Source organism: Intestinibacillus sp. NTUH-41-i26, assembly GCF_032769475.1.
GTDB classification, from domain to species: domain Bacteria; phylum Bacillota; class Clostridia; order Oscillospirales; family Butyricicoccaceae; genus Agathobaculum; species Agathobaculum ammoniilyticum.
The window spans coordinates 1,623,469-1,640,495 of the sequence record NZ_CP136477.1 but is presented as its reverse complement, the minus strand read 5'-3'; the positions used below and the strand labels follow the sequence as shown (position 1 = coordinate 1,640,495).

The following is a 17,027-nucleotide window of genomic DNA, read 5'->3' as shown; positions in this document are numbered from 1 at the left end:
ACTGTTTGGTCTGTTTGTTGTAATATAAAACAAACCAAACGGTTTATTTTATGATCTCAGACAGGGGTGATACATATGAAAAGGGCGATCGTGTCGGCTGTATTGTGTTCCACTATATTGGCAGGTACATCTGGTGCCACTGCATGGCCAGGATGGGCGCAGGACGCAAGGGATTGGGCACAATCGCTTGCGTTAAGCGAAGATATTCTGGATGCACCGGAGGCCGCTGTTACACGCGGACAGGCGGTGCAACTGCTATATGAGGTGGCAGGGCGGCCGAATGCACCGGCAGACACGCCATTTACCGACGTGCCGGAAACCTATGCCGATGCAACTGCATGGGCCGCTGAGCAGGGCTTTGTCGAAGGCCTTGGTGACGGAAAGTACCAGCCTGAAAGACCATTGACACGGCAGGAATTTGCCGCTATGCTGTACCGCAGCGCAGGTGGGCCAGCGGTCAGCGGCAGTGAGCTTTCCGCCTACACGGATGCGGCATCGGTTGCAGACTGGGCATGGGACGCGGTGCTCTGGTGTAGCAAGATCGGGTTGCTTAACGGCAGATCCAACCACCTCCTTGCACCGGAGGATACCATCATCTTGGCGGAGGCCGTGCTGATCCTCCAGCGGGATGCACAGCTGCCGGATACCGCGCAGCTCCAGAAGGATCTTGAGACCCTAAGCATGCAGCATCACCCGATCGGCTCGGTGGGTGAGCAGGCGGCGGTGCAGTATCTGCAAAGCCGTTTCACAGAGATGGGCTATCTGGTCAGCACGCAAGACTATACGAATGATGCAGGGCAGACCGGCGCTAACGTGATTGCGGTCAAGCCGGCGGCAGCGGCAAATGCAGATATCCTTTTGGTGTCTGCCCACCATGATAGTGTGCCGACGGCCTACGGTGCGAATGACAATGCTTCGGGCGTGACCGCGCTGCTCGCGGTTGCGGAGGCGATGAAGGACACGGCGACCGATACCGAGATCCGCTTCATCAGCTTTACGGATGAGGAAAACGGAAAAAACGGCTCGCGGTACTACACCTCGAAGCTCTCCGAAGCAGAGCGCAGCCGCATGATCGGCGACATCCAACTGGATATGCTGGGCGGACTCGGTTCGAGCGGCAGCAAGGTCTGTACGATGGACGGCGAGACCAACTGGCTGAGCGACCTGATCGGGCAGAAAAACGCCTCCTTTATGATGGGCGCGGAGACCGCGAGCGGCCACGCCTCTTTCCAACTGGCGGGCGTGCCGAGCGTTCTGGTGATGCAGAACGGGCGCGGCTACCTCTATCACTCGGCGGCGGATGTCGCCAGCCAGATTGACCTGTATACCCTTGCAGGCGCGGCGCAGACCGTGACCGCTGCAGTGCAGGAAATCGCGGATGCGGATACGCCGTCCTATAGGGATATAGCGCATGCGCAGGCGGAGGGCTATACCTACCGCCAGACCCGCCAGAACGTGATTTATTTCAACAGCTCGCTCGCGGACACAGAGGCTTATATAGGCGTTGTCGGCGAGCTGGTGGATACGGAAGAGGTAAACGGCGACGGCTGGACCGATGTTTACGACACCTATCTGTACTCTATGCGGTGGTTCGACGGAGAACAGCCGATGAACACCTACTACCGCTACCGCAACGGTTTTTTGCAGAATATTGAGATCCATCCCACCGAAACCGGCTACACCTCAGATCAGGTGCGCAGCCTGATCACTGCAATGTACGGTGCGCCATCCGCTTCGGTGCAGGGAAGTGAAAGCTGGGCCGACGAGGTGTACAGCAAATACATCACTCTGTCGGATACGGCTGAGGGCTGTATGGTCACAGTGTCAAACTATTCGCTCGGCATCACCAACGTGATCGCAGAATATCCGGTCGTGAACGGCCGCGCGCAGATCGGCAATGCCCAGCACGCAAAGGTGTGGGACTTCCTATGCGCTATCCTGCCGGATGAGGCGCGTGTCAAAATTGCGGAGTTTAACCTGTATACCGACGGCTACAGCAATGTTCTGGCCTATACCTCGCCGGTTGAGGACGAAAACGGCGGGACGGATAACACCCGCTTTTCCATCAGCATCGACTACTACGATGTGTATGATGAAAACGGTAACTCGCGCGACTGGAGCAAGCTGACTTATACCATCCTTCATGAGTACGGCCATGTGCTGCTCGAAGATGAGACACAGGTTGACCTATTGGTCGGCAGCGATACGCACGACCCAGCGGGCTTTGTACCCGGCTCGTTCCGCAAGACGTTTTATGACCGCTTCTGGAAGCAGATCGACACCGGTGCCGGTGTAAATGATTACGAACAAAACCCGACGCACTATGTCAGCCGCTACGGTGCAAACTACTTCCATGAGGATATTGCGGACACCTTTGCGGTGTTCGTGCTGGGTGCCAAGCCTGAGGGCGATACTGTGGCCGAGCAGAAGCTGCTTGCGTTCTGGGCGGATGCAGATATGGTGACGCTGCGGCAGGCAATCCGGGATAATATGAGCCTGGATCAGCCACAGAAGCCGGTGGAACCGGAAGAGCCGACTGAGTCGGAAAACCCAGACAGCGGAGAGGAGGTGCTCTGCGTAACAGATACTGCACAGATCAAGGCAGAACTCAACGATGCGATTGCGACGGTGCGGCAGCCTGCCGCCTTTGTAATCGCTGCGCTGGAAGATACCTCTGATCTTAAAATGGATGTGCAGAACCTCTATAACAGCCTGCTTTCCGAGCATCCGGCGTATAAATACGCCTATGATATGCAGGTCTCGGTCAGCAACAGCGTGCTGCGCTGCACGTTCTCCTACATGCCCTATCGAAGCGGGGACTATCCAACGGGTTTTCAGGGTGTGGAGGCCGCCTGCCTGAACGATCTTATCCGGATCGCACGGGACAATATAACGAAAGAAAGTGTATCCATCCGCATCACCGATCCGGAACTGACGGTGGACGATATGAACAAGGCGCTTCAGCAGGCTGGCGGCAGCTATATCCTGTGCCAGCTGAACGAGGACGGCACAGCGATCACCTTTGCACCGCAAAATCATCTGGGCCGGACGGAGGCGCTGGAACGTTTATCCGAGATTGACCGCCTAACCAGTAAAGTGGTAGATGAAATCATCACAGCGGACATGACTGGGGCCGAGAAGGCCGAAGCGCTGTATACCTATGTGACCGAAAACGTGCGATATGACCAGCGGTATTACGCGGACCGAGACAATATGCCGTACGATTCGCAGACCGCTTATGGCGCGCTGCACGACGGGCTTGCCATCTGCGGCGGGTATGCACAGGCCGTACAGCGCTTATTTGAAGCGGCAGATATCCCGTGCTATACCGTCACCGGCACGATGGGCGGTGAAAACCACATGTGGAATATCGCCTATCTGGACGGTGTATGGCGGTATTATGATGCGACCAGCGACCGCGGTCGTGCGGCCTATTGGTTTAATTATTTTGGAGTGCCCTCAGAACAGCTTGCGCGGTATGAGTGGGACACGGATTGGGTGCAGCGGCTGACACGGTCTGCTGTTTGAATAGAGCCGCCATTGTAAAAAGTCCAATGGTATGAAGTCAGAAAATTTTGAAGAAAAGTGAAGTGAAACGGCTGTTTAGTCAGGAAAAAGGCAACATCGAACCAAGCCCTACCCCCTATGATTTTAGAAACAGGGCTTTGGCGTCAGAGCGGCAAGTAATAAGCCCAGCTCTCTAATGGGATATACAGGCGGTTGTCCTTCAGCAGTCGAAAGATCAACCGAATCAGTTTTCTGGCAGTTAAAGCGAGTGCGCGTTTGTGCTGGTATTTGTTGATTTGAGGTCATAGTAGCGCCAGAACGCGGAGTCGCATCTTCTCACAAAGTTGGCAGCTTCCAGCAGGTAGTAGCGGAGATAGCGGTTGCCGGATTTGATCATTCTGGAGTGTTCGGCCTCGAAGTTGCCAGACCGGTTCTTGTACCAGACAAGACCGGCATATTTGGCGACAGAGGCTTGAGAATCAAAACGGTGAATATCGCCGATTTCAGCGACGATACCGGCTGAGTAGACTTTGCCAATGCCTGGGATGGATGTCAGCGTGTTTCGAATGATCTCAAACTGGTGTTCAATGCCTTGTCCAAGATCTTGCCCCGCTTTTCCAAGGCCTGCATCGAAGCGGTGGATACGGCAATGGCTTGGTTCACGGAGTTGTTTACGGTAACAGGCAAGCGGTAAGATAGACCTCCCTGTTGATTCTGCCGAAATGGAGATGGTCGGCAATCACAAAGGCATCCCCCAGTCGTTTTTCGGCAGGTCTGGATAGGCTTCCTTGAAATCATGCGCCTGCTTTGGGTTGAGAACATGGATCTTCCGTTGAAACCGGCTCAAGCTGCCACATCCTCATGCAGTGCGCAAACAAGGCTGTCACCATAGATGGAGGCAATCACTACATCGTTGAGCTACATGGAACCAAGCGCCGACACGATTCTCTCTGACAACTGTTTAGCACCACTCAGGTTATTCTGCATGGAAAAACTGGAGTGCAGGCTTTGAGATACCCATGATAACCGGAGCATCCGCAACCTCGTGTATCAGAATCATTCCAGAGAAGACCAATGCGATATCCCTCACGGCTGAAAGAGCGGCCTTTCCTCCGACGAACAGCCAATGAGTTTGCAGCTAACTTCCGGCTCAGGGGAACAGACTTCCTTTGAGCAGCCTGGTGGCTCAACTGGAGGAACCAAAACTTGACCCTGCTGTCCTACAGCTATTGTATCACGGGCATCTCAATGCCTGCCGGCCTTTTCGCTACGCTACTGGTTCCAAAGGAAAGATGTAGCGCCAAGATAGAAAGGAACTTCGATGCTTTTGGCTTTTGGGGCAATGGATACTGGGCTAATGTTTCCAGCAGTGCTGGGTGGGGGTCCCATACGACATTAACGGCGGTACGAATATTACGCTCTACGCACTTCTAGGTAGTCGCGTAGTGTTTCGCTACTTCTGGATACAGCCATTTTGCCACCAGAGCAGCCGGTCTGGCTACTGGGTCGCCAGATACACTGCATAAGAGGTGTGAAAGAAGCCAGTGTAATTTGCCGTAAGACCGAGTTGGTATAACAGTGTGAAAATTTCGGAAATATCGGGGGTGTTCTTAGGGGGACTCCTTTTACGGAATCCCTTCAGGAAGGCTTTTAGTTCATCAGCGTTCAACATGAGCAGAAGGAAAAGCCGAGCGATTGCAGAAAAGCGGTATTGCTCACGCTCTAAATCTCCGTATGCCCGGCTGGTAATGCGCAGCCGCTCCGCCATTTCCTCATGCGTCAGGTTTCGGAGCTCTTGAAGCGTATCTGTGTATTCCGCAAGAAATTCTTTTGCTAACATTTTGTACAGTTTCATGAGATAAGACCTCCATTTTCGACAGATTCTATGGAAATCTTATTCTGGACAGAAGCGTGCTTCCAGGTAGCACACTTCCTCCCTTGAAATGTTCTATTTCTGTTTTATTCGATTGTTATTGTTATTTTTTATTATTATACGAGGAGGAAGGACCTATGAAGAAAAAGACGTTTGCCGTTGGGATCAGTCTGGTTTGCGCATTGCTGCTGATGGGCTGTAGCATTGCGGGGGCTGGGACCAGCAAAAAGTCGGATACCGAACAGGCAGAGGCTATACAATACACTATCGCGGATGCCGATGAGCTGATCGGTAAGGCAGATAGCGATATTGCGGATGTTTTCGGCGGTGGAGAGGAGAACTGGACGAGTGATAAATCGACATATATCGGCCGGATGTATCAGACCGAGCTGTATGGAGAGTCGGTAACGATCCATGCCGTGTGCGGTGGTGAGAAGACCGTGGACGCGGTTTCCATCTGGATCACCGACGGCGGACAGGAAGTTGCGGATGAACTTGTGCAGACTTGGCAGGATCGTGTCACAGCGTTCACAGGCACGGAAATGCAGGATCAGGGCATCGCAGAAGAGTCCGGTGCAAAATCATGGAAATGGCCTGCGAGCGACCGATTCTACACCCTGCGTTTAATGGGAAATATTTTGACGCTTGATATCAATCCTGCTGTTGGTGAAATAAAATAGAAAAACGGTGGCCGATTAGATAAGGGGTTGTCTATCATTTTATCGATCATATGTATCCGATCAGATTCTAATAGCATATTGATCGTTGATCGGGGAAAACAAGTTGCAGTGGCTGGCAAAGAGGCGCCAGATGCGCCGTGGTACATCTGGAACGGAACTGCATCCAGATCAAGCGCAAACAATTAGAAAAGGTGATACAGTCTGGACGTTATCTAACGAAAAAGAGCCTGGATACATATTAATTTATATCATAAAAAGTAAAATGAAAGGCTGTGATTTTATTGTAATTATGATATAATCAATATATCGCATCAAGGCTCTTTCCCTAACAGACGGAAAAGAACAATACCATGTTGGAACAGCGGACTGAGGAGAATCAGAGTAAAGCAAGATATTTTTATAAATATGTAGCTATAGACGGAAAGCAGAAGTCTGTATACCTGTAGAAGCTGCCAGCGATGAACAAAGTACCTGTCAGGAAGCGAGACTGTATCCCCCTGTGCAACAAGGAGCAGGAGATACAGAAAAATCTTGCGGACGTAGAAGATGCGATAGGCGGGAAGCTGATCGCCAGACCGGCCGCTTTGATTATTCGTTGAATGCTTACAATCAGGAACAAGGACAAAACACGGATAATTCTGGCCGAGGAACATGAATAGGCATCGTTTTGCATCATTAAAAAGAACAAACGATATAGGAAGTTGTGAAAATCAAAGCGAGGAAATATGAAGTGTATTCTGAAAAAGTTCTATTGAACGCTCAAAATCAATGTTTTATAAATATTTAAAATAAATGAAAGCAACTTCTTTTTCAGCAAGTTCAAATGTTGCATGGAATGTAAAAGGAAAAGCACAAGCCACATTAGGTTTTAATTTCAGCAAGAGTTATACAATAGGGCATTCGGGTTCACGAAAAGTCCCTAGCACACACAATGGTAGGAAAGTTAAAAGAGCCGAACTGAAAGCTTATAGATTGTATGACAAACATACTTTTAAAGTAACGTGGACAAGTATTCATGTAAAACAACCTCAATATTACGGTACATATTGGGCAAAAAAACCAAGTGGTTACCATTATAAAATGGTATATTATTACAAATAAACAAATGTGTTCTGAAATTGATTTCGTCGAAACAGTGAAAAGAAGACTAGATATTTAAGTAATCTAGTCTTCTTTTCTTAGTTTTATATCATATCAAGGCTCGGTCAATCGTGGTAAATTCGTGGTAAAATGGTTATTTTTCTATACTTTAAAATGATTGAAAGTATAGTGTTTATATGGATAATCAAAAATTATATATATAATTTGACTTAAATAGTTAAACGCTCTATGAGTACACTCCCTCTTACAAAATCGACTATGCTTGCTATAATTTTTCACAATACTACTCTAATATGAGGCGGCTTTCATGAGTATTACCCTTGCTGATGTACTTCGGTTGCCATCGATGGCTGGTGCAGAAGTCTTATCTGGACACAATTCACTATTGCAGCCGGTAGAATCTATAAATGTTTTAGAATATGCCGAGATAAGCGATGAATTGGAACAGTTTTTCAGTTCCAACCATTACGAGGGCAGTGAACTGATTATCACCGCCTTTGCTAACATCCGGAATGATATAGAAACGCAGTGTGAAAATATTAGGCGGTATCATAGCATTGGTGCTGTGGGTTTCATCTTGTTTTATGTGGGATTTCTCCTGCCGGAAGTTGATCAACGACTGATCGACCTGTGTAATGAGTTGGAATTTCCTTTGATTTGCATGCCAAAAGGACGGCTAAATATACGATACAGCGAGATTATCGGTGAGATTATGTTCGAAGTATTCCGATCTCGTCAGAGGGAAAGCTACTTCGTTAGTGACCTACTGCAGCGTATATCCGATTTGCCTCCCCATCAGCGAAACATAAAGGCGCTTATGCGTATGTTAAGCGATCATCTTCATGCTTCTGTAATCTTGACCGATCCCTTTTCGCAAGACCATTTGTGCGTTTGCTGGCCGCGCGCCCTACTTGATACCATACAAGACAATTTAAGCAAGTGGCTTAGGAAAATGGAAGGGCTCAACTCGTTGCAAATTTCCCTTGGGGATAGCATCGGCCATCTCCAGCGTTGCCCTGTTCTCTTTAGCGATCCCGGCGAACGTTGCGTGTATTTGCTAAAATATAAGGACTCTTTATCGGAGGATGTTCTTTGGCAAACCAGTGAACTAATTCGACTATTTATCAATATCTGGAGCAAGAATCCGCAGAAAATGGTCACCACAGAAATCGTTCGGGCTATTATTAACGATGATGTTGGTCAAATGACCCGTTTATCACAACTTTTTAATATCGATGTCAGCAAGCTAAATCAAATGTGGCTTTTCCATCCCAAAGACAACAGCCAGCAGTATAGTGAAAGCATAGTACGGGAGATTACCGAGTATTTCTCATCTCATTATAGCTTGTTGTTAATCAGTTATTACGAAGAAAACCTGGTAGTATTCACTTGCGCCCCTGACCGGTACGACCAGAGGCAGGAGTTGCTTGATAATATCTGCCCTCTACTTGCTCAATCCTGCGCCAATTACGATATTGTTTGCTATGATTGCTTACAGACTACGAAAAGCGTGCGCAATGCCTACTTGGATAGCGTTGCATGTCTTGATGCAGCGCGAAAGATTTATCCAGAGAAATTGGTCATGCGTTCCTCAGATATTTTGTTTGCAAGGCAGTGTTGCGCGTTGTTGGGCGACCGTGAAAGACTGCAACAGTATCTGGATATATTGAATCAACTCCAAACAGCCAATCCCGTTCTGATTTCTACGCTTGAGACATATCTGCTGGATACTCCATCTAACATGGCACAGACAGCGAAGCTCCTTTTCGTCCATTTAAACACAATCAAATATCGGCTTCACATTGCTCAAGACCTGCTCGGATATGTTCCCAGCCAGATGCCTGACGCATATCCGCTTTATATGGCCGTATCCCTGAATCGCCTACTTAGAGAATAATGTTTGTTGACGGGCCTGCTTGTTCAAAACGAATAAGCAGGCCCGCTGTTTTTTTGTCCCAAAAGACAATTACAGATCAACAGTGTAGAGCTATAATTTTTATAGAACAATTTTTACACTTATACCACACAAAACATGTAATTTAGGAGGCGGCATGATATGAAGAAGTTCGATGTCTATGATTACGACAAACTGGTGGATGTCATTTATGGTGCTACTTTTTTTGGTGCAGGTGGCGGTGGATCGATCTCCAATGGCATGGACCTTTTGAACACCTTCCCTAAGGATGTAGAGTTAAAAGTCTATCCTCTCAGCGAAATGGAGGTCGATGAGTATTCGGTTATGGCCGCCGGCTTGGGTTCTCCGTTAGCTATGAAAGAGAAAGGCTTTGGACCTGAAGCTATCAGTGTGGTTAAAGGTATGATGAAAGTAGCAGAGGATGCCGGAAAGAAAGTTGCCTACGTTTATTCTGGGGAACAGGGCGGGTTTAATACAATGGTTCCCATTTATGCTGCCCTTCACGCAGGACTTCCGTTGCTAGATCTGGACGGCAATGGCAGAGCAGTCCCCGAGTTAAATACCGGCTTAGCTCCAATCAATAATATCCCGATAGATCCTTTAGTTTTGGCAAATTCCAATGGTGATCTTGTGGTAGGCCATCCTAAAAATCCGCTGGACAGTGTAGCCTGCGAGACAATTGCCCGCTCTATCTGTATGGCGTATGGTATGAGTGTAGGCTTCTCTACTTGGATGATGAGCAAGGCCGATCATGAAAAGGCATCCGCCATTGGGCAAATTAGTCGGGATCAGCAGGTGGGTGCTATCCTTCGGAGTAATGCAACCACTAAGGATAACCTTTCCCAAAAGCTTGAAGAAATTGGTGTAAAACATAAGGTGTTTACTGCCGGAAAAATCAGTAAAATTGATGTCTCCGTGGAAAATGGATTTGACTTCGGTAAGACAATAATTACCGGTGACGATGGTAAATTGTATAAAATAGACTTTAAGAACGAAAATCTTATTATCCGAGACGCGCAAGATAGTGCTCTGCTGGTAGTCCCGGAACTCATTATCCTTCTCGATACTGACACAATGAAGCCTCTGACCAACGCTGACACAAAAGAAGGACAAAATGTAATGCTTCTGGGTGTCAGGGCTCCTCAGCGCTGGTGGGATCACGAGTCTGGATATAGTTGCTGGGCTCATATCTTGAAGTTAATCGGTTATTCTGTGGCAGACAAAGCTATCCCCTTGAACTGATTGATTATATATTTGCACCTCTTGGCGTGGGGGAGTCCCCCACGCCGTTTGTCAAATATTTGGACACTCCTGACGATTATGGAAATAAAAAAGTAATGGAGGAGAACATATGGCGAAAAATTCACAAGTGGAATCTGCCGGCCTAAACGCTATCCCGATAGAAGAACGGAAAAGCTGGCCTGGAGTTGCATTTATTTGGGCTGGTTCCTGTTGCTGTGTTCCTGCGCTGATGGTTGGCGCTGGCATCACTATGGGCCTTCCTTTTGGCTTGGCTGCCTTAGCGATGATAATTGGATATAGCGTCTCTGTTATCATGATGATCCTTATGAGTATCCTCTCTGCTGATCGTGGGTTGCCGGCTGTCGTTGCAATCTCCAGTTCTTTTGGAAAAGCGGGTGCAAGCAAATTGGTTTCTCTGATCATAGCATTTTGTTACACTTGTTGGTTTGGATTTCAAGCAGTTGTTTGCGGTGAAGCCTTTGCATCCATTCTTCAGGGGATTGGTGTGCCTATCCCCAGCATGCTTTCCACTATCATTTGGGGAATGATTATGTGCATTACTGCAGTTTATGGATATTCCTGGATTGAAAAGCTGAATGTCATCGCAGTTCCCGCACTTATTCTCATTTTAGTATATGCCATGATTGTAGTATTTGGCGACCCTGAATCCATTGTTAAAATCACCAACCATACCCCTACTACGCAAATGTCGATGATTGCTGCTGTAGGAACTTCTATTGGCGGTTTTGCTTCTGGCGCTGTTTTATCCGGTGATGTAACTCGCTACTGTAAAAGCCGAAAAGATGTTGTTATTTCCAGTATAGTTGGTGTCATTCCGGTAGGCGTTGGTACGATGCTGGTCGGATCTATACTGGCAATCCATTCAGGGGCTGTTGGAATGGACACTGGAAGCATTGTTACTATGCTTTCCAGTGTCGGCAGTCCCATCTTGGGGATGCTGGTGCTGGTTCTCGCGACATGGACAACCAATGTATGTAATGCCTATTCCGCTGGGTTTGCATTGTTAAGTTTGACAGGCGCCCATGATAACAAACGCGCATGGTTTACATTAGGAGCCGGCATCATAGGCACACTGCTGGCAGTGATTGGGATTACTAATTATTTCAACAGTTTCTTGAATATCCTGGCTGTATTCATACCTCCCATCGTAGGTGTCGTCGCTGTGGACTACTTTGTCATAAAGAAAGGTAATCCTGCCGCGTGGGCAGAGAAGCCAGGTTTCAATTGGGCTGGTGTTATTGCTTGGATTGTTGGCTCTGCCATAGCATTATTGCTACCAGAACTCCTGATTCCTACTCTCAACGCCATTGTCATTGCTTGTATATTGTATCTCATTCTGTATCCAATATTCTATCGTGGAAACCGTACCGGCGTAGAGTGACATTGAGTCTATTTCTATATTTTATGGGCAAGACCGGCTATAAAAGGTCAAGAGGTTAGTACGAAAAAGGTGGAAGAAAGATGAGAAGTGATCAGGGCATGATAAGGTGCCGGGGAGCAGTCTGCGGCTGAGAGGGACGCAGTATGTAAGAAGCGATGATCTCAATAAATTCAGAGGCGGTAGGGATACAGGTCAGGGGATAGCCAGATTTCTGGCATCTTGGACATCCTTGGGGTCATTATTTTGAGAGAAATTGGAGACATCCACCGCTTTAACGCCTCCAACAAGCTGGCTGCCTTTGCAGGGTTGGATGTACGGGTTACACAGTACGGAGAGTTTATCGGAACTCGGCAGAAAATTTCCAAACGCGCCCTCTTTGCTGTTGGCGAATGAGATGCTGTCCAGTAGGGCTTTCCCACTTTCATCTATAAACGGTTGCTTCGTGCTTGTATTTCGCGATGTCGATCCCGCAGTAGAACATGGCGAAATCCCCTGTTACAAAATTTCAGACAGAGTTCCCTTACGCTTCTTTGCAGGGCACAGCCTCGTCAGATATACCCCGCATACTCGCTATCCAGCTCATTCGTGTCTACCCGCAAAGACAGAGGCGCAATTCTTTCGTCCGAAGCACTTCTTCAATGAGCTGATCTGTACCCTCTGTCTGTTGGCCCTATTATCTCATCTGCCTGATGAAACAACAAGTGGGTTTTATGCGGTTCCCACCACAATCCAAAACCGTAAATACATTATACAAGGAGAGGATATTATGAACGGTTTAACGGGTTTACAGCCGCAACGAGTGTTCCAATTTTTTGAATCGATCTGTAGAATCCCCCATGGCTCTGGCAATGTATCTGCTTTAGTAGACTATTGTGTCCAATTTGCAGAGGAACAGGGCCTATCTTGGACTCGAGATTCATCGAACAATCTGGTAATCCGCAAGTCTGGTAGCATAGGATATGAAAATTCAGATGTACTAATCCTTCAAGGACACACGGACATGGTTTGTGAGAAAGATACTGGCGTGGAGTTCGATTTTGAGAAAGATAGTATTGTCCCGTTCGTAGATGGGGACTGGATTCGCGCAAATGGAACTACATTGGGTGGAGACAATGGCATCGCGATTGCTATGTGTTTAGCATTACTGGAAGACAATTCGTTGGAGCATCCGCCTTTGGAGGTTCTGTTTACCTCAGATGAGGAGGTTGGGATGCTTGGCGCATTTGCATTTGACTGCCGCAATTTATCGGGACATAAACTCATCAATTTAGATTCCGAACGCGAGGGGGTGTTGATGTGTAGTTGCGCCGGCGGGGCTAATGTCCATTCTATAGTTCCTATCCAACGAGAAAGCAAAAGCTTACCTCAAATCACATTGGAAATAAGTGGGCTGAAAAGTGGACATTCTGGTGTGGAGATTGACAAGGGTCGTGCTAACGCTAATGTCTTAATGGCAAGAGTATTGAACGCGATAGCAGAAAAAACATCCTGTCAGTTAGCTGAGCTTAATGGTGGAACCAGAGAGACTGCTATTGCGCCTAAAAGTAAAGCAATCCTATTTGTACCGGCCAACGAAATAGATATGGTGTTACATATAGCGGCCTCCATAGGCGAATCACTCAAGAAAGAATATGCGTCGACAGAGCCGGATTTAACTGTTGCTACAGAGGTTCGGCCTGAAAAGGAGGCTCTCATTCTCACTGTGCCATGCACAAAAAGAGTTGTGCAGTTGTTGCTGGCTTTACCAGATGGGGTGCAGGCTATGAGTATGGATATGCTTGGTCTGGTGCAGACCTCTGTCAATTTTGGAGTGTTGGAGTTGCATGAGCAGGAGCTATTTCTTTCCCATTCCGTATGTAGCTCTATGACGACACAAAAAAAATGGGTGTTAGATCGCGTGAAAGCAGCTGTTACTTTAGCTGGTGGAGATACTGATATCTCTGGAAATTATCCAGGGTGGGCCTATAATCCAAGTTCGGTAGTCAAAGACACCATTGTAAACGCTTATCGATCCTTGTTTGGTGTGGATGCGAAAATCGATGCAGTTCATGCTGGAATAGAATGTGGCCTGTTTGCAGACAGTATTGAGGACTTGGACTGTGTATCTATCGGCCCAGATATGGAAGATGTCCACACATCTAGGGAACGTCTTAGCATATCTTCTGTACAACGTACCTACATGCTTTTAAAAAAAGTGCTTAAGGATAGCAAGTAGTCCACTACTTTTTCCTGATCTGATACATGATACGACAAGCCCGACGAAATCTTGTGATTTCGTCGGGCTTGTTTTGCTTTCAATGGATTCATTATAACCAGGAAATTTAAAGGCGGAAGTGAAACGGAGAAAATCGACGGTTACTCCTAACACAGTTCTTATTGTGAGCCGGTATGTAGTGGTTTAAAGTTTTTTTAAGCTGGTATAGGGACAGCAACCTCCAGCCGAGCCGTCGATAGTCGGGAAGGACGGCGTGCCTGGTGCGCTGTCGTTAAAATGGAAAGCCACTTTGCAGGCAGGAAAGATCCAAACAAAAAGCTGATAATAAAACTGCAGCCTATTGAGATAGGCTGCAGTTTTTTGCTTCACGATCCGTTATGTAGATCAGGCTGTCTGACCAGAGGCATCGTCGCAAGTAACAGGGGCGGTGCTTTTCAAATGAATAATAGCGTTTTCCACCTGGTGTTCCCGAATGCTGATTACTTTGACTACCATACAGCCGATTTCAAGATCAAATTGAGAGCCATCCTGTGGAACTGTGCCAAGGGTTCCAAAAACCAAGCCGTTGAAGGTATCGTGATCCTCATACGCAAGGGGAATCCCCAACGCTTCTGACAAGTCCTCGAGGGAAGCACTGCCCTGTACCTGCCAGGTGGATGTATCAAGCTGGACGATGGGAGGAGATACCTGGGCTTCAGTTTCCTCGTCGCCTAGATCGCCAACCAACTGTTCGATCAGATCATTAAGCGTAAGGATACCATCCAGGCCGCTGTATTCGTCCAACACAACAGCGAAGTTGTGATGGTTCTGACGCATGTTTCGGAATAAAACGTCCGCTTTTACACTATCAGGGACAAAATATGCCGGCTTTACCGCGTTTTTTAGGACAGAATCCCGACTTTCATCCTCTAACCGGAAATAATCCCTTGCATCCAAAATTCCGATCACGTCGTCGGCCGTCTCGCCGCAGACCGGATAGCGGGTATGGCGGCTGCCATAAATCGTTGCCTTCCATTCTTCCATGCTTTCTTCCAGCCATAGAAAAACCACATCGGTTCTGTGAGTTGCGATGTCGCCTGCTGTCAAGTCATCAAACTCGAATACATTTTGGATAAATTCCTTTTCCTCGTGGTCGATTGCGCCTTTTTCACTGCCGACATCCACCATAATGCGGATGGACTCTTCGCTGACCTCCTCATCGTCTGCCTCCGGATCGATCCCCAGCAGCCGAAGGATTGCGTTGGTGGAAATGGTCAGCAGCCAAACGATGGGGGCAAAGAGCTTTGCGATCGCACTCATCATGGAGGCCATGCCGAGGGCAAGCGTTTCCGCTTTCCGCATGGCGACACGTTTGGGGACAAGCTCGCCGAAAATCAGGGTGACGTAGGAAAGAATGACCGTAATCACAATGACGGCGATGGTATCGAGCGTGGCGGCCGGTATCTGGACGCCTAAGGAAACCACCCAGCCGACCAAAACATCCGAAAAGTTTTCCGCAGCGAACGCGCTGCCCAAAAAGCCGGAAAGCGTGATGGCAACCTGTATTGTTGCCAAAAAGCGCGCCGGCTGATTGGTGAGGCGGGCGAGACGAATTGCCCGTTTATCGCCGGCCTCGGCCAGTTTGGCGAGTTTATTATCGTTCATCGAAATGACCGCAATTTCCGCGCAGGCAAAAACCGCATTAAACGCAATCAAAACCAATTGAAGTAACAGCATCAATCCAATAGACTTTTCCAAGGTAATCCTCCTCGATGATTCTTCTGAAATACTGTCCGGTCGCAGAAACGGACAGCTACAAAAGCAGGCACAGCAAATCCACCCTGCAAAAAGGGCGTAATGCTATGCCTGCTGATATGATTTCCTGAAAAATTACGTTTTCATCTGCGTCGCTACTGTCCGCGTTATCCATAATGGCAGGGATACTCCTTTGTAAAATAGGTTGGGTTCATTATACATAAAGCTCCTGACGCTGTCAATCCGGTTGCTATGGAATAAATAATTCTTCACGGATTCTTTATATGAGGGAAGCAGGGGAGGAAAGGGACACATTTTCCGTATATCTCTTGACAAATAAAATGTGGAATGATACGATAGCACTGCAAGGGAGCTTCCGTTGGAGGCTGAGAGGAGGGGGTCCCCCTCGACCTTACCTGATTTGGATAATGCCAACGTAGGGATGCAGAGGAAAACGCCTGTTGTCACATGCTGTGAAACGTGTCGAATACATGAGAACATCCTGAAGAGGGGTGTTCTTTTTGTTTTTAGCGAGATATTAGTTCGTGTAGGAGGATATTATGTTAAAAAAAATACTTACGATTGCCGGTTCGGACTGTTCGGGCGGAGCTGGCATCCAGGCTGATCTGAAAACAATGGCGGCGCACGGCGTATACGGTATGAGCGTGATCGTTTCTGTGGTCGCGGAAAACACCGCGCGTGTGATCGATATTCAGGATATTAGCCCAAAGATGATTGAGGAACAGATCGACGCTGTGTTCGAGGACATCGTGCCGGACGCGGTCAAGATCGGCATGCTTTCCTCACCCGCCTGCATGAAAGCGGTAGCCGGAAAGCTTGAACAATACCAGCCGCAGCATGTGGTGATCGATCCAGTGATGTTCGCCAAAAACGGCGACCCGCTTATGGAGCCTGCTTCCGTCGGCATATTGATAAAATATGTGCTTCCGTATGCGGATCTGCTGACGCCGAATATTCCGGAAGCGCAGCATATTGCCGGCATGAAAATCAGCACACCGGAGGATATGGAGGTGGCGGCGCGCCTGATTTACGCCAAGGGCTGCAAAAACGTGCTGATCAAGGGTGGGAGGAACATGGCCGGCGCGGTAGACGTGCTTTTTGACGGAGAGAGTGCGCGGCGCTATGAGATTGGGCAGATTGATACCAGTAACACGCATGGAACAGGCTGCACCCTCTCCTCCGCGATCGCGTCGAATCTGGCGCTGGGGCATCCAGTTCCGGAAGCGGTGGAGCTTGCGAAATCCTATGTGACGGATGCGATCCGCCGGGCGCCCGGCCTGGGGCATGGCTGTGGTCCGCTGAACCACTTTTGCCGTATATTTCCGGAGGAGTGAACG

Annotated in this window: 13 protein-coding genes, 1 pseudogene and 1 riboswitch; of the genes and pseudogenes, 10 read left to right on the top strand and 4 right to left on the bottom strand. The window is 48.2% G+C overall.

From position 1 onward, the window contains the following. Nucleotides 1-75: 75 nt before the first annotated feature. Complete coding sequence (locus RX717_RS08390) at nt 76-3,528, top strand: M28 family peptidase (protein ID WP_107630431.1); 3,453 nt, start codon at nt 76-78, stop codon at nt 3,526-3,528. 238 nt (nt 3,529-3,766) lie between these two features. Here the strand turns inward: RX717_RS08390 and RX717_RS08385 are convergent, their stop codons facing one another. The 3 genes and pseudogenes from RX717_RS08385 to RX717_RS08375 all read right to left on the bottom strand — a co-directional run bounded on the left by RX717_RS08385 (nt 3,767) and on the right by RX717_RS08375 (nt 5,362). Next, nucleotides 3,767-4,246 (bottom strand): IS110 family transposase, encoded by a 480-nt coding sequence (locus RX717_RS08385; RefSeq protein WP_242977786.1) that lies wholly within the window; start codon nt 4,244-4,246, stop codon nt 3,767-3,769. 487 nt (nt 4,247-4,733) lie between these two features. After that, nucleotides 4,734-4,925, bottom strand: a pseudogene (locus tag RX717_RS08380) (hypothetical protein); the annotation flags it as partial. Nucleotides 4,926-5,005: 80 nt separating this feature from the next. Next, nucleotides 5,006-5,362, bottom strand: coding sequence for a hypothetical protein (locus RX717_RS08375; RefSeq protein ID WP_242977787.1), 357 nt, complete (start codon nt 5,360-5,362; stop codon nt 5,006-5,008). 155 nt (nt 5,363-5,517) lie between these two features. On the opposite strand from RX717_RS08375, the gene RX717_RS08370 reads away from it, so the two are divergent. From RX717_RS08370 to RX717_RS08335, 8 genes are all read left to right on the top strand, one after another. After that, entirely contained in the window at nt 5,518-6,060 is a 543-nt protein-coding gene (locus RX717_RS08370) for a hypothetical protein (RefSeq protein WP_107630432.1), read from the top strand. A gap of 103 nt (nt 6,061-6,163) precedes the next feature. Beyond that, complete coding sequence (locus tag RX717_RS08365; protein WP_147573662.1) at nt 6,164-6,358, top strand: hypothetical protein; 195 nt, start codon at nt 6,164-6,166, stop codon at nt 6,356-6,358. 160 nt (nt 6,359-6,518) lie between these two features. Continuing rightward, complete coding sequence (locus RX717_RS08360) at nt 6,519-6,659, top strand: hypothetical protein (RefSeq protein WP_159068012.1); 141 nt, start codon at nt 6,519-6,521, stop codon at nt 6,657-6,659. A gap of 809 nt (nt 6,660-7,468) precedes the next feature. Next, nucleotides 7,469-9,058, top strand: a complete 1,590-nt coding sequence (locus RX717_RS08355) for a PucR family transcriptional regulator (protein ID WP_107630433.1) — start codon at nt 7,469-7,471, stop codon at nt 9,056-9,058. Nucleotides 9,059-9,217: 159 nt separating this feature from the next. Further along, entirely contained in the window at nt 9,218-10,318 is a 1,101-nt protein-coding gene (locus RX717_RS08350; RefSeq protein ID WP_107630434.1) for a DUF917 domain-containing protein, read from the top strand. A 109-nt stretch (nt 10,319-10,427) separates the two neighbouring features. Then, on the top strand, nt 10,428-11,720 hold the full coding sequence (locus tag RX717_RS08345; protein ID WP_054325879.1) for a purine-cytosine permease family protein: 1,293 nt from the start codon (nt 10,428-10,430) through the stop codon (nt 11,718-11,720). Between the two features lie 219 nt (nt 11,721-11,939). After that, nucleotides 11,940-12,113 (top strand): transposase, encoded by a 174-nt coding sequence (locus RX717_RS08340; RefSeq protein ID WP_316960195.1) that lies wholly within the window; start codon nt 11,940-11,942, stop codon nt 12,111-12,113. A 373-nt stretch (nt 12,114-12,486) separates the two neighbouring features. Next, nucleotides 12,487-13,935 (top strand): aminoacyl-histidine dipeptidase, encoded by a 1,449-nt coding sequence (locus tag RX717_RS08335; protein WP_316960194.1) that lies wholly within the window; start codon nt 12,487-12,489, stop codon nt 13,933-13,935. Nucleotides 13,936-14,319: 384 nt separating this feature from the next. Here the strand turns inward: RX717_RS08335 and RX717_RS08330 are convergent, their stop codons facing one another. Next, entirely contained in the window at nt 14,320-15,672 is a 1,353-nt protein-coding gene (locus tag RX717_RS08330) for a hemolysin family protein (protein WP_242977788.1), read from the bottom strand. Between the two features lie 353 nt (nt 15,673-16,025). Next, a riboswitch (TPP riboswitch) is annotated at nt 16,026-16,130 on the top strand. Between the two features lie 99 nt (nt 16,131-16,229). On the opposite strand from RX717_RS08330, the gene thiD reads away from it, so the two are divergent. Beyond that, nucleotides 16,230-17,024 carry a bifunctional hydroxymethylpyrimidine kinase/phosphomethylpyrimidine kinase gene (gene thiD, locus RX717_RS08325; protein ID WP_316960193.1) on the top strand — a complete coding sequence of 265 codons (795 nt, stop codon included), beginning with the start codon at nt 16,230-16,232 and terminating at the stop codon, nt 17,022-17,024. Nucleotides 17,025-17,027 lie beyond the last annotated feature (3 nt).

Coding starts and splice junctions, on each gene's coding strand:
- RX717_RS08390 (WP_107630431.1), top strand. CDS start 76: ATGAAAAGGGCGATCGTGTCGGCTGTATTGTGTTCCACTATATTGGCA.
- RX717_RS08375 (WP_242977787.1), bottom strand. CDS start 5,362: ATGAAACTGTACAAAATGTTAGCAAAAGAATTTCTTGCGGAATACACA.
- RX717_RS08370 (WP_107630432.1), top strand. CDS start 5,518: ATGAAGAAAAAGACGTTTGCCGTTGGGATCAGTCTGGTTTGCGCATTG.
- RX717_RS08360 (WP_159068012.1), top strand. CDS start 6,519: ATGAACAAAGTACCTGTCAGGAAGCGAGACTGTATCCCCCTGTGCAAC.
- RX717_RS08355 (WP_107630433.1), top strand. CDS start 7,469: ATGAGTATTACCCTTGCTGATGTACTTCGGTTGCCATCGATGGCTGGT.
- RX717_RS08350 (WP_107630434.1), top strand. CDS start 9,218: ATGAAGAAGTTCGATGTCTATGATTACGACAAACTGGTGGATGTCATT.
- RX717_RS08345 (WP_054325879.1), top strand. CDS start 10,428: ATGGCGAAAAATTCACAAGTGGAATCTGCCGGCCTAAACGCTATCCCG.
- RX717_RS08335 (WP_316960194.1), top strand. CDS start 12,487: ATGAACGGTTTAACGGGTTTACAGCCGCAACGAGTGTTCCAATTTTTT.
- thiD (WP_316960193.1), top strand. CDS start 16,230: ATGTTAAAAAAAATACTTACGATTGCCGGTTCGGACTGTTCGGGCGGA.